Source organism: Pseudidiomarina aquimaris, assembly GCF_003987395.1.
GTDB classification, from domain to species: domain Bacteria; phylum Pseudomonadota; class Gammaproteobacteria; order Enterobacterales; family Alteromonadaceae; genus Pseudidiomarina; species Pseudidiomarina aquimaris.
The window spans coordinates 411,432-425,463 of sequence record NZ_PIPT01000001.1; the positions used below are offsets into that span (position 1 = coordinate 411,432).

Below are 14,032 nucleotides of genomic sequence, written 5' to 3' on the forward strand. Positions count from 1 at the left end.
CCCTCGTACCCTGTTGTGGCACGAAAATAAGAGTCACAACCATGAAAAGAATGTTGATCAACGCAACACAGCAAGAAGAGCTACGTGTTGCTTTGGTGGACGGGCAACGACTGTATGATTTAGACATCGAAAGCCCTGGCCACGAACAGAAAAAAGCAAATATCTACAAGGGTAAAATCACCCGCATCGAACCAAGTCTTGAAGCTGCATTTGTTGATTATGGCGCTGAGCGTCACGGCTTCTTACCTCTCAAAGAAATTGCCAAAACCTACTTCCCGAAAGGCTACACGTTTTCAGGTCGGCCAAACATCAAGGACGTGGTCTCTGAAGGCCAAGAAGTTATCGTGCAAATCGATAAAGAAGAACGTGGCCAAAAAGGCGCAGCACTGACCACTTTCATTTCTTTGGCGGGCAGCTACTTGGTATTAATGCCAAACAACCCGCGTGCGGGTGGTATCTCGCGCCGCATTGAAGGCGACGAGCGGACCGAGCTCAAAGAAGCGATGAAAAACCTGCAGTTGCCGGATGGTATGGGGTTAATCGTACGCACCGCAGGCGTAGGCAAATCAGCTGAAGAGCTTGAATGGGACCTTAACGTCTTAGTGCATCATTGGAGCGCTATCGAAAAAGCCGCAGGCGAACGCCCTGCTCCATTTTTGATTCACCAAGAAAGTAACGTGGTGTTCCGGGCAATCCGTGATTACTTGCGTCGCGATATCGGTGAAGTGCTCATCGACAATCCGAAAGTATTCGCCCAAGTGCGTGACCACGTTACCTTGATCCGCCCAGACTTCGTTAACCGTGTCAAAACCTATCAAGGTGATGTGCCACTGTTTAACCACTATCAAGTGGAAAGCCAGATTGAGTCAGCCTTCCAACGCGAAGTACGCTTACCTTCAGGTGGGTCAATTGTCATTGACCCAACCGAAGCATTAACTTCAATCGATATTAACTCTGCACGGGCGACCAAAGGTGGCGACATCGAAGAAACCGCCTTCCAAACCAATTTGGAAGCGGCTGAAGAGATAGCCCGTCAACTGCGCTTGCGTGATGTGGGTGGCCTCGTTGTCATCGACTTCATCGATATGACCCCAGTGAAGCATCAACGCGAAGTTGAAAACCGCCTACGGGATAGCTTGAAGCAAGACCGTGCTCGTATCCAAGTGGCACGTATCTCACGCTTTGGTTTGTTAGAAATGTCACGTCAACGCTTGCGCCCGTCGTTAGGTGAGTCGTCGAATCACGTGTGCCCGCGTTGTAATGGCCACGGCACCATTCGCTCGGCGGAGTCTCTGGCACTGTCGATTCTACGTTTGATCGAAGAAGAAGCGCTGAAAGACAACACCATTCAAGTGCAAGCACAAGTGCCAGTGACTGTGGCAACCTACTTGCTCAACGAAAAACGTAGTGCAATTAACGAAGTCGAAAAACGCCACTCGGTGTCGGTTTTGGTGATCCCGAACCCGCATTTGGAAACGCCGCATTTCGACGTGAAGCGTTTACGCAACGATGAAGTTGACGAAGCGAATAGCTTTACCTTGATCGAGAAGCCGGAAGACACTGCAACTGAAGTTGTGTTGAATAAAGATAAGCCAAGCTTTGAAGAGCCGGCTTTGAAAGGCCTACAAGCACCTGCTGCACCTGCGCCAACGCCTGCTGCAGCGGCAACCGAAAAAGCTTCAGGTCCTTCGCTGTTGCAACGATTGGGCAAATGGCTCAGTTCACTGTTTAGCAGTGAAGATGACGGACAAGAAAAGAAAAAGCAGCAAGGTTCTTCGCGTCAACGCCCGAATAACCGTCGTGGCGGCCGTAATAACCAGCGCGGAAACAATCGTCGTCGGGGTAATAATCGTCAACGCAATCGTGACGACGACAAGAAAACCGCTGACAAAGCAGAAAACGCAAAATCATCAGGCAAAGACGCTGCGACTGAGCAAAAGCAAGAGCGCGGCGGTCAACGCCGTGGTGGACGAGGTCGTGGCCGTGGCCGCCAGAATGCCAATGCGAATAAACAGGAGCAAGCGGCAACAGCGAACACGCAAGATACCAAGAGCGACAGCAGTAATGCTGCTCCAGAGAAAGAAGCGGCACCTAAACCGCGTCGCCAGCGTCGTAAGCTTGAGAAGTCTGTGCGCATGAGCAAGGATGCGCAAACGTCGAAGTCGAATGCCAATACGTCGGAGCAAGCCGAAGTAAAAGCTGAAGCGAAGACAGAGGCCAAGACTGAAGCTAATACGGAAGCGAAAGCAAGTACCCAAGCCAAAGCTAAAGCTGAACCAAAGGCTGCAGCGCAAGCTGAACAAGCAGTAAAAGCTGAGGTGCAAGTCAAGGAACAAACGGAAGAGCAAGTTCCAGATATTAGCTTAGACGAGTCATCAAGTGCTGATGCTACCGACGCAAATGCGAGTAAAGCTGCTGACTCAGAAAAACGTGAAAGCCGTAACCGCTCGCGTCGCAGCCCACGTCATCAGCGTGCTGCAGGTCAACGCCGCAAGGAAGAGAAAGCAGCAGAAGCAGAAAACGCTGATGCGGTACAAACTGAACTTTCACTCTCTGAGCCAAGCTCAGCGGAAACGTCAAAAGCCGACGCTGTGAGCGACGAAAAAGTCGAAGTCACCGAAGCTGAAGCTAAAGAAGTTGAAACTAAAGAAGCTGAAACTAAAGAAGTTGAGACTAAAGAAGTTGAGACTAAAGAAGCTGAGACTAAAGAAGTCGAAGCCGAGGAAGTCGTAGCTGACAAGGTTGAGAGCCCTGAAGCGGACGCTCCTGTTGCTGAGACTGAGAGTTCTGCGTCTGAACAGGAGCAAAAGCCTAGTGAAACGAAAGCCACTAAAGCTGATGTTGATACGACAGCTGAGACTGCAGACCCAGTCGTAGAAGCTGAGAGCAAACCGCGTGCGAAAGCCAAAGGCAAAGTAGTTACAGCGCCAATGGCGAAAGCATCGCCAGTCGCGCGAACCGACGCTTATGCGCCGCTCGCTATCGCTGACGACAGTGCGCGTGCAACCTTCCATAAAGCCTCATGGGTTGCAAGCTTTAGCCAAGCACGGGCAACTGCACAGTCAGAGGTGACCAAATGCTCGCCAAACGCGTAAGCATTTAACCCAGGGAACAGAAAAGCCGGACAGTGTCACCACTGCCCGGCTTTTTTATTTCTTGCTGCTTGCTTACTTCAAGTTTTCGTCAAACAACTTAAAGATCCGACGGTATTCGTCTAACCAACTTGATGGCTGACGGAAACCATGTGGCTCGACTGGGAAGATTGCCGTTTCAAAATCTTCTTTTTCGTGCTCAATCAAACGCTGTACCAAACGCACACTGTCTTGGAAGAATACGTTGTCATCGACCATAGGTGAGTTGATAAGCAACGCGTCCTCTAAGCCCTCGGTAAAGTAGATCGGCGAACTACGACGATAGGCAATAGGGTCATCGCTCGGTAAGTTAAGAATATTCGAGGTATAACCCGTGTTGTAATGTGCCCAATCAGACACTGGACGTAACGCCGCGCCGGCCTTAAATAAGCCAGGTTCTTTGAACAATGCCATAAAGGTCAAGAAACCGCCGTAGGACCCGCCATAAGTCCCCATACGATCCGTGTCCACATTGGTGTTCTCACCCGCCCACTTCACAACATCAACCAAGTCTTCGACTTCAGGCGTACCCATTTGGCGATACACAGCGGTTCGCCAGTCACGGCCATAACCTTTAGAGCCACGATAATCCAAATCGAATACCACATACCCCTGTTGATTCAAGAAGGTATGGAACATGAATTCGCGCTGATAACCTGACCAGCCAGCATGCGCGTTCTGCAGATAACCAGCGCCGTGAATGAAGACGACCGCTGGGTACTGTTCCGCACGCTCGGCATCGTATCCCTCAGGATAGTAAACGCGGGTATAAATAGGCTCGTCAACATGGCTTGAAGGTACCGGGACGATCTCTGGTACGGTCCAAGCATAACTCTGGAAAGTATCAGTGACCGTTTCTGTTAGGCGCTCGGCAGTAGCATTTTCGCCTAAAGTAACGCTATACAGCTCGCTTGGCTGTAATGCACTCGAATAATTGAAGAGTACGCGCTCACGGTTGGGGCTCAGCTCGAACGACTCAACCATGCCATTTAGGTCGGTCAGTGTTTCCATCTCACCGCCAGCGAAGCCTACGCGGTAGAGTTCATAAATTCCTGGGTGCTCTTGGTTCGCTGTAAAATACAGACTGTTCGTGACCGGATCGGCAATTGGATTCTCGGTGACAAATTTGCCCGCGGTCAATTGCTTTTGTGCACCGCCAAGCTTTTTCGTGTAAAGGTGCGCATAACCATCTTCTTCACTCTGGAACCAAATGGTATCGGCGCTGCCCGGTACGAAGCCAAATTCGTTATGGGTATAGTTGATCCACGCATCATCGTGCAAGCGATGCTGACTCACCAGTTGCTTACCAGCAAAGTCCACCGAAGCAATCCAGCGATCTTTGTTATCCCACGCTTCGAGCATCACAACAGCATTTTCGCCTTGTGCCGACCAACGGATAGCGCCACTACTCCAGCCCCAGTCTTGCATCATGGTAATCGCGCGCGGAGCTTGCTTACTTTCGTAAGTCTTTCCTTCAGCTGCGTAGTTTTCCGCTTTTACCTCGGCTAACACATCTTCGTTCCAACCGGGCAACGTATTGTACGTAACCTGTGTCTGCTCACCGCTTGTCAGATCAAGCAACAACACTTGATGCTCGACTGGCTTCGCATCCGCGACCCGACGACGCACTGACTCTGCTTTCACGCGACCGTCTTCTGCCACATAGTTAGGCATAATGTCGCCGTCATCACGCCAGCTTTGTGGGGTGGTAATCGCCACAATCATTTTATCGCCAGCCGGTGACAAGCTCGCTGCCACGATTTGTTTGTTATCGCCTAAATAGAACGGTTGCGGTGCTAAAGAATCATTCGCTGCGGCTAATTCAGCATCATGGTCAGCGCGATCTTGACGATCACGACGTTCCTTTTGCACGAACTGAATCAGTTCAACTTGTTCCTGAGCAATAAAATCCTTCGGTTCACTGACCGCTTCCGGCTTGCTGCGGGTCGCCAATGTAGCGAGCTGAACGGTTAAACCAGTGCCAACATCCACAGCAAAGAAATCATTTCCTTCACGGTAGGCCAAACGACCGTCGGTTAAAAAGACTAATTGCGATTGTCGCGCATCATCACGGGTCAATTGGCGCGTCTCGCCAGCGGCCAAATCGCGGACAAAAACATTGCCCTCAAAGGTATACGCTAAAAGGCTGCGGTCGGCATTGTACACGCCATCGTTGTAGGCGTAATTGTGCAGTTTCTCGAGTGGTACTTTATGCGCTTCCTCACCACCTAAGGGTAAGTGATACCAATCGCTTACCACGCTGCCTGCGCGTTTTTGCTGATAGAGCACACCGCTACTGTCAGCCATCCAGTAGGCAGAACTTGGCGAACGTGCAACCCAGTCCTGATCCGCCATGATTTGCTTAATTGTCAGCTCGCCTGAAGCAGCTTCTGCTTGCGTCGCTGGCGCCTGCAATTCAAGTGTCGTTGGCGCTGGTTGTGCGGCAGCGCTGGTCGCGGTCGGCTGAGTAGCTGCGCAGGACGCTGTAACAAACGCTGCTAGCAGTGAAACGGCAAATTTTGTTTTCATTCGATGATTCCCTGTAGTTAATTCTGACTCATTAAAGCAAAATGCCCAGCAACTTACGAGCTGGGCATTGTCGGCATGCGATGAAGTTCTAATTTCTTGCGATCAGGCTTCTGCATCAGGCTGCTTACTGGGGTGCGCAGCAGCCACAAAGGGTAACTCTACTAAACGTTCATAAACCCCCATCAAGATGGGGTAGTCATCAAGCTTAATACCGAAACGTTGTGCGCTGAAGACCTGTGGGACCAAACACACATCAGCCAAACTAAACGTATCGCCAACGCAATAGGTATCAGCAACTTCTTCCAGGTTTTTCTCGAAAGCGCTAAAACTCTCGGCAAACCAATGATCCAGCCAAGCTTGCTTCTGGGCGTCTGTTACCTCGAGCTCTTGTTTTAAGTATTGCTGCACACGCAAATTAATAAGTGGCTGTAACTCACTTGCTAAATCGAGCGCGAGCGCTCGAATAGCGCCCCGTTGACGGGGTGAACCGGGTAATAGGCTAGGTTCCGGATGCTTGTCTTCAAGATACTCAATGATCGCCAACGACTGATGCAAAATCACCTGCCCATCAACTAACGTTGGAACCAGGCCATTTGGGTTCAATTGCCGATAAGCACGTTGGTGCTGCTGTCCGCCATCTTTAAGCAAATGAACTGGCAAATAGTTGTAGTCGAGCTCTTTAAAGTTTAGTGCAATACGTGTGCGATAACTGGCGCTTGAGCGCCAGTAACCATAGAGTTCCATAGTGCAGACTCCAATTAAAAAACGTTATTCAGGCTTATACTGTACGACCTTTTGGTCAATACTGCCAAAAATACTCTTTCCATCGGCGTCTTTCATTTCCATTTTAATGGTATCGCCAAACTGCATAAATCCTGTTGCTGGCTTACCATCACGGATCGTCTCGATCATCCGCACTTCGGCAATACAGCTATAGCCAACGCCGCCTTCGCTTATTGCACTGCCGTGATCGGTGCCCTGCTTGTTGGATACCGTTCCTGAGCCGATAATAGCGCCGGCACTTAAGTGACGGGTTTTCGCCGCATGAGCGACCAATTGTGCGAAATCAAACGTCATGTCTTCGCCGGCATTAGGTTTTCCGAAGTCGTTGCCGTTATAAACACTCAGCAGCGGTAAATGCACTTTGTTATCACGCCACGCATCGCCTAGCTCGTCTGGCGTCACTGCAACTGGCGAGAACGCTGAGGATGGCTTCGATTGGAAAAAGCCAAACCCTTTGCCCAATTCATTCGGAATCAAGCCACGCAATGACACATCGTTCACCAACATTAAGAGCCGTATGTATTGCCCTGCATCGTCGGCGCTAACGCCCATGGGTACGTCATCAGTGATGACCGCAACTTCGCCTTCGAAGTCGATACCCCATGACGTGTCGGCCATTTCGATATCATCCTTCGGCCCAAGAAAATCGTCCGAGCCACCTTGATACATAAGTGGATCGGTCCAGAAGCTCGGTGGCATTTCAGCATTCCGCGCACGGCGCACGAGCTCAACGTGGTTCACGTAAGCACTACCATCAGCCCATTGATACGCACGCGGTAAAGGTGATTCACACAGACTCTCATCAAATGTGACAGCATCGCTAAGCTCGCCGCTGTTGAGTGCGGCGTAAGCCTTTTCTAATTCTGGCGCGAGGCCTTCCCAGTCATCAAGAACTTCCTGTAAGGTCGCAGCCAACGCTGGAACCGCAACAGCTTTCGTAAGATCACGACTGACCAACATGAGTTGACCATCGCGTGTACCATTTCGATAGGTTGCAAATTTCATAAATTATTTAGCCTTTTCGTCTTTTGCTTGCCAACTGTATACATAGTCCGGATTTTCTACTCCGGCACAAACCTCACCCATTTCAAGTGGGTTGCGGGTATCGAGCATCACCGCAACTTCATCGGTGAACTTTTTGCGATACTCTAGGCCAGCTTGGAATGCTTTTGGATGCGGGCCATGGGTAAAGCCTGCCGGGTGGAAGGTTACCATGCCTTTATCAATGTTATCACGGCTGAAAAAGTCGCCTTCGTGATAGAACAGCACTTCATCGTAATCGTCGTTGTTATGATAGAACGGCACTTTCAAAGCACCCGGGTCAGATTCGATCGGGCGCGGTACAAAAGTGCAGACCACAAAGCCATCGGCTACAAAAGTTGTATGGGCCGAAGGCGGAAGATGATAACGATGGCTCATTAATGGACGGATGTCGCGCCAATTGATACGTACCGGCGCTAAGTCACCATGCCAGCCCACCGCGTCTAACGGATTAAACGGATAGGTGATCCGCGAAACCTTACCATGACGCTTTACTTCAACCTGCCATTCTTCTTCGCTGTATTGTGCTTTAAAGGCTTCATCAATGTCAGGCGTATCGAGGCACGCCGGATCAAAGATCGCATGGTTACCAACGAGGCCTTTTTCGGGCAGTTGGTAGGCGCCATTAGTCGCCTCAATCATCACAACTTGTAACGGTTCAATAGGCTCTAAGCGCCATGAAGTTGAGCGCGGAATACTAAAATAATCACCTTTTTCAAGTGTGATATGCCCGTAATCACAGAACAGCTCAGTACGACCTTCATGAATGAACAACAGCTCGTCACCATCGGCATTACGGACGAGAAAATCCATTTTTTCGCTGCAGTGCCAAATACGGAATTTACACTGCGTATTATGCAGCAGCATAGGCACTTGCCACGGTGACGCCGTGGCTACATTATCAAGTTTGTTAAAGTCGAAGTTCCGCGGGCGTAGATCCCCTTCCCACTCGCTCCAACCCGTTGGGGCATGGCGATGATGAAAGTGCGTAGCTGGGCCAAAAAAACCACTACGCCCAACTTCACGTTCATAGATCGCCTGCTCCGGGAAGTCCGCATGCGCCTGTTTCGACGTCACACCGACTTGCTTCGGAAAGCTGATCCATTTACGCATCGCTTAGCACTCCTCGACGGATTTGATCTTCTTCAATTGATTCAAACAAGGCCTTGAAATTACCTTCACCAAAGCCTTCGTTGCCTTTACGCTGAATAATCTCAAAGAATACTGGACCAATCACCGTTTGGGTGAAGATCTGTAATAAAATACCGTCTTTCATCGGTGCACCATCGATGAGGATCTGCAGCTCGCGAAGTTCATCAACGTTCTCTTCGTGGCCTTCCACGCGCTCATCGATCTTCTCGTAGTAAGTATCAGGCGTTGGCATGAAATCCATACCGATTTTGCGTAAGTCACGAACTGTCTGATAGATGTTGTCTGAAGTCAGGGCAATATGCTGGATCCCTTCACCTTTGTACTCGCGCAGGTACTCTTCGATTTGTGACTTGTCATCATGAGATTCGTTGATTGGAATACGAATCTTGCCACAAGGCGCGGTCATTGCGCGGCTCAACAAGCCTGTCAACTTACCTTCAATGTCGAAGTAACGAATTTCACGGAAATTACCGATACGCTCGTAGAAGCCTGCCCAGGTATCCATATTGCCGCGGAAAACGTTGTGCGTTAAGTGATCAACTTCATATAAACCGGCAGCGTGCTCACGCATTTTTTCTTCCCAGTTATCGTAGAAGTCGAAGTCATCGGCGTAAACGCCTTGGCCTTCATAGTTATCGATGAAGTAAAGCACGCTTTCACCGATACCATAAACGGCTGGAAAATCAGCTTCGTTGGCGCCTAGCTGACGTTGAAATGGCTTTGCGCCATTTTCGACCGCATGTGCAAAAGCATGTTTTGCGTCTTTTACGCGCCACGCCATACCACACACGCTCGGGCCATGGTCTTTGGCAAACGCTTCGGCCTGACCGCCGGTTTCAGCATTGACGATGAAATTAATGTCATTTTGCTTGTATAACCAAGCTTCTTTTGTTTTGTGCTTGGCTACTTCGGTGAAGCCCAACTTGTCGAACAGATCTTTGAGCGCCGCGATACCTTCAGCATTAGGCGCTGTATATTCAACAAACTCAAAGCCATCGGTTTGTAGTGGGTTATAGTTAATGTCAGTCATTCTGTAGTCCTCGTTCTTGCTACGCCAGTATTCGCCATGGCGGTAGCGAATGGGTTTGTAATACCCTAAGTTCTACTATGGGACTGTGAGAAGTGCCAGTGACACGATGGAGATAGTCCTGCACCCCTATGATGAGTTATTTGTAAAGGTTTTGATACAGATCAATCAATTTGCAGAATGCTTGAGCAGATCGACGAATACACTGTAGCTAAACAGTTACATTCGCCGACCCTTGTCGTCAAGATATCTTTACTTATTGGCAGTTTTGGTGGTTTTCCGACGCTGCTTGCCGATACCATAATCACGCAATTTATTTGCCACAGCGGTGTGCGATAGCCCTAGTTTTTTCGCTAATTGACGGGTACTTGGGTAGCTCGGGTACAAACGTCGCAAAATCGTTGCTTCAAACTTTTTCACCGCTTCGTCCAAACTACCTTCTTCGAGATCGACCGCAACATTTTCCTGCAGCGCCCCCGCCTCAGGTAGGTGCAAGTCATCCGCGCTCAGGCGTTCACCCTCAAGCATCGATACCGAGCGGAACAGCACGTTTTCTAATTGACGCACATTACCCGGCCACTGATAGCGTTGTAGTAGCTCGCGGCAATCGGCCGTCAACAACACCAAGCTACGGCCTAAGCGCTGACACGCCTGCAAGGTGAAATGGTCTGCTAACAAGGGAATATCGCTCTTGCGTTCGCGTAATGGCGGCAATAGTAACGTCAGCACATTCAAGCGATAATAAAGGTCTTCGCGGAAGTTGCCCGCTTCGACGCGCTCCAAAAGGTCATCCCGCGCAGAACAAATAATCCGCACATCAACGGTAACCTCAGCCTCTTCACCGATGCGGCGAAACTTGCCATCTTGAATAAAACGTAACAGCTTTGCCTGCAAACCATTGGACATCTCACCGACTGCATCAAGCAGCACGGTACCGCCATTAGCTTGCTCAAAAATGCCCTTTTTGGCTTCGGTATGCGGGCCTAAACTGCCTTTGCCGTGACCGAACAATTCACTTTCGGCGACGTTATCCGGCAAGGCTGCGCAATTCACTGCAAGAAACGGCTGCTCAGCGCGCGGACTCGCTTGGTGACAGGCGCGGGCTAAGAGTTCCTTACCGACACCTGTTTCGCCTTGAATTAGCAACGGCACGTTCAATTCAGCCATGCGACGCGCTTCTTTGATCAGCTTGCGCATACTGGCATGCTCACCCAACAGTTGATGGAACGCATCGTGCTGACCGGTGCGCTGCCACTGCTGACTCAAAGGTTGCGGTTTACAGGTCAAAACGGCTCCAGCAAAGCTGGTGGCCTCATGCTCATCTTTGACCCAAATTGGCATCAGCTCAGCGAAATATTTCGCACCATTAACGGTGACTTGCGTGGTATGCGGTTCGGTCGGCTCACGCTCTAACCAGCGTTGCACATTAAAGCCACTTAACCATTGGGCTATGGCTGTGCCTGGCAAATGTTGACGGGTATCAGACAGCAACAGCACAGCAGCATCATTGGCAATATCTATGGTGCCTTTGGCATCGACTGACAAGACAGGATCAGGAAGCTTATTAAGCAGCAGGCTGAACTCGAAATGCTCGCGTTCGGACGGCATAAAAGCGACAGTTTTGACGTCTTTTACATTCGGAATACGACGTATTTCCGGCATTAAATGCTGAAAGTCTTTGAATTCTAACTCAGGGAAATTGAGGAAGATTTTCCCTTTCGGATCCACTTCGATACCGCGAAGATCAATTTCACGGTCGCGTAAAATCTGCAAAACATCTTGGCATAAGCCCAAACGGTCATCACAAGTAATCTCGAGACGCATCGCTACTTCTTCATGAAACGGAAAATGTAAACAATAGTATACACAAAAAAGCCTCTACCCGTCACTAGGTAGAGGCTCTTTAATTCGCGTTTTGCGGCTAATGCACTTTATTCTGCGTCTAGTACTGCGTCGGTGCGCGCTGCCATAATGAAATCGTTTTTGTGCAGGCCATTGATAGCATGCGTCCACCACGTAACCGTCACTTTGCCCCACTCGGTAACTAGAGTCGGGTGATGAAATTCATCTTCTGCTATTTCACCTACACGATTAGTGAACGCCAATGCCTTTTTGAAATTCTTGAACTTGAACTCACGTTCAAGCTGCATCACGCCATCGCGCGATACCGGCGTCCAATCAGGTATCTCGCGCATCAACTCCGCAAGCTCTTCGTCGCTCACTTTTGGGGCTTCTGCATTACATGCTTCACATTTTTGCTGTTTTAAATCAGACATTTCTGACTCCAAATTGTCTTTACTGAAAAGAGTTTACTCAAGCGGCGTCTTTGGGTGGGAACTTCGGCTCAAACAAACCGAGCTCCATCGCTTCGTGAACCAGCGCCATAATGTCGAGGTCAGCAATATCAAACAATTGCTCTGTAGACTCGAGAGTGTAGTAGATAGGTTGCATGATATCGATGCGGTACGGTGTACGCAGCGCATCAAGTGGCACTAAAGGTTTGCGCTCCGGCTTGTCGCTGTGAATTGCGTATTCTGTTTCACCTGGCGAGGAGAGAATACCGCCACCGTAGATGCGCAGCCCATCCGCAGTGTTCAGCAAGCCGAACTCGACGGTAAACCAATACAAACGGGCCAAATAGACACGCTCTTTCGGTGTTGCATTAAGACCGAGCTTGCCATATTGATGGGTGAAGTGGGCAAACGCTGGGTTCGTCAGCAACGGGCAGTGACCAAAGATTTCGTGGAAGATATCTGGCTCTTGTAAGTAATCAAATTCTTCACGGGTACGAATAAAAGTTGCTACCGGAAACTGCTTGTTCGCCAAGAGTCGAAAGAACTCGTCGAATGGAATGAGTGCCGGAACTTGGGCCACTTGCCACCCCGTACTCGCTTCCAGAACTTCATTTATTTCATGAAGTTGCGGAATACGATCTTGCGGCAAATCGAGTAACTCAAGGCCATGCATATACTCATCACAGGCCTTACCTGGAATATGTTTTAACTGGCGAGCAACCAAATCGCGCCATACCGCGTTCTCTTCGTCACTCCAGTCGATAATACCCGTGTCGTCTGGCTGGCGCGAAACGTATTGGCTTTGTTTACCCATAAGTCAAAGGTTCCCCTTGTTGTTCTGTTTGTTCTGTTTGTTCTATCGTTTTTAGTTGTTGTGCTTTAGTAAATGCTTGTTCCAAATCTGCGATAATATCTTCGACCGCCTCTAAACCTACTGAGATACGCACCAAGGTGTCGCTAATACCCGCTTTGGCACGGGCTTCTGGGGTATAAGGCGAATGCGTCATTGAAGCCGGATGCTGAATTAAAGTCTCGGCATCACCAAGACTCACCGCTATGGTGATAAGTTCTAAACTATCGAGTACCTGTCGCGCAGTTGCGATATCACCATCCAATTCAAACGCTATAACGGCGCCGGGGCCATGCATTTGCGTGCCCATAAGACGCTGTGCTGGATGCTCCGCCAACCCTGGATAGTAGATACTGCGCACCATTTGATGCTGCTGTAAATAAGCGGCCACACGCATGGCATTGTTGCAATGTCGTTCCATACGCACATCAAGCGTTTTTAGACCACGCAAGATCAACCACGCATCATGCGGGCTCATCGTCGCCCCCATATCTTTCAGCGTTGTCATCTTAATCAATTCGATGTCTTCAGCGCTGCCACAAATGAGCCCTGCGACAACATCACCATGCCCATTCAAATATTTTGTCGCACTGTGAATCACGATATCGGCACCCTGCTCGCGTGGACGCTGCAATAGGGGTGTCATAAAGGTATTGTCGACAATCACCCGTGCTTGCTGACGGTGCGCGATTTCACTTACCGCAGCAATATCAATAATTTTCAGATGTGGATTCGCTGGCGTTTCAATAAATACCATTTTGGTATTACTACGCATCGCAGCAGCTACATTGTCAGCATTAGTCATGTCAACAAAGTCGACGCTAATGCCAAACTTGGCAAACAAATGTGAGAATAAGGCAAAGCTACAGCCATAGATGGCATCCGCCACCACTACATGATCACCTTGTTCTAGAAATGCCAACATCGCTGCTGATACTGCACCCATGCCCGTTGCACAAGCGGCACCCGCTGGATAGCCCTCGAGCTGCGCTATACGCGCTTCTAACTCGTCGGTGGTTGGATTACCTAAGCGTGAATAGATGTAGCCAGCTTCCTCGCCAGCAAAACGTGCAGAGCCCTGCGCCGTGTTTGAAAAAGCAAACGTCGCAGTCTGATAGAGCGGTGCAACCAAGGCGCCATGTTCATCACGCTGTTTACCACCGTGAATCGTCATCGTCGCTGGCTGCCATTGCGGTTTGTCGTTATGGTTATTGCGCATTGGCAG

10 protein-coding genes are annotated in these 14,032 nt (G+C 49.7%); 1 reads left to right on the forward strand and 9 read right to left on the reverse strand.

The annotated features are described in order from the left end of the window. The first annotated feature begins 41 nt into the window (after positions 1 to 41). On the forward strand, positions 42 to 3,095 hold the full coding sequence (gene rne / locus CWE21_RS02025; protein WP_126832643.1) for a ribonuclease E: 3,054 nt from the start codon (positions 42 to 44) through the stop codon (positions 3,093 to 3,095). Positions 3,096 to 3,167: 72 nt separating this feature from the next. On the opposite strand, the gene CWE21_RS02030 is transcribed toward rne, so the two are convergent. The 9 genes from CWE21_RS02030 to megL all read right to left on the reverse strand — a co-directional run bounded on the left by CWE21_RS02030 (position 3,168) and on the right by megL (position 14,026). Next, positions 3,168 to 5,660 carry a S9 family peptidase gene (locus CWE21_RS02030; RefSeq protein ID WP_126832645.1) on the reverse strand — a complete coding sequence of 831 codons (2,493 nt, stop codon included), beginning with the start codon at positions 5,658 to 5,660 and terminating at the stop codon, positions 3,168 to 3,170. A 102-nt stretch (positions 5,661 to 5,762) separates the two neighbouring features. Then, positions 5,763 to 6,404, reverse strand: a complete 642-nt coding sequence (gene maiA, locus CWE21_RS02035; protein WP_126832647.1) for a maleylacetoacetate isomerase — start codon at positions 6,402 to 6,404, stop codon at positions 5,763 to 5,765. Positions 6,405 to 6,428: 24 nt separating this feature from the next. Then, positions 6,429 to 7,448 (reverse strand): fumarylacetoacetate hydrolase family protein, encoded by a 1,020-nt coding sequence (locus CWE21_RS02040; protein ID WP_126832649.1) that lies wholly within the window; start codon positions 7,446 to 7,448, stop codon positions 6,429 to 6,431. Positions 7,449 to 7,451: 3 nt separating this feature from the next. Next, positions 7,452 to 8,597, reverse strand: a complete 1,146-nt coding sequence (locus tag CWE21_RS02045) for a homogentisate 1,2-dioxygenase (protein WP_126832651.1) — start codon at positions 8,595 to 8,597, stop codon at positions 7,452 to 7,454. Further along, positions 8,590 to 9,666 (reverse strand): 4-hydroxyphenylpyruvate dioxygenase, encoded by a 1,077-nt coding sequence (gene hppD, locus CWE21_RS02050; RefSeq protein ID WP_126832653.1) that lies wholly within the window; start codon positions 9,664 to 9,666, stop codon positions 8,590 to 8,592. Before hppD ends, CWE21_RS02045 begins: the two co-directional genes overlap by 8 nt. A gap of 249 nt (positions 9,667 to 9,915) precedes the next feature. Beyond that, on the reverse strand, positions 9,916 to 11,487 hold the full coding sequence (gene tyrR / locus CWE21_RS02055) for a transcriptional regulator TyrR (protein WP_126832655.1): 1,572 nt from the start codon (positions 11,485 to 11,487) through the stop codon (positions 9,916 to 9,918). A 107-nt stretch (positions 11,488 to 11,594) separates the two neighbouring features. Next, positions 11,595 to 11,939 carry a 4a-hydroxytetrahydrobiopterin dehydratase gene (locus CWE21_RS02060; RefSeq protein WP_126832657.1) on the reverse strand — a complete coding sequence of 115 codons (345 nt, stop codon included), beginning with the start codon at positions 11,937 to 11,939 and terminating at the stop codon, positions 11,595 to 11,597. A gap of 37 nt (positions 11,940 to 11,976) precedes the next feature. Further along, the gene (gene phhA / locus CWE21_RS02065; RefSeq protein ID WP_126832659.1) at positions 11,977 to 12,771 is read right to left on the reverse strand and encodes a phenylalanine 4-monooxygenase; all 795 of its coding nucleotides are present in this window, start codon (positions 12,769 to 12,771) and stop codon (positions 11,977 to 11,979) included. After that, the gene (gene megL, locus CWE21_RS02070; protein ID WP_126832661.1) at positions 12,764 to 14,026 is read right to left on the reverse strand and encodes a methionine gamma-lyase; all 1,263 of its coding nucleotides are present in this window, start codon (positions 14,024 to 14,026) and stop codon (positions 12,764 to 12,766) included. Before megL ends, phhA begins: the two co-directional genes overlap by 8 nt. Between the last annotated feature and the right edge of the window lie 6 nt (positions 14,027 to 14,032).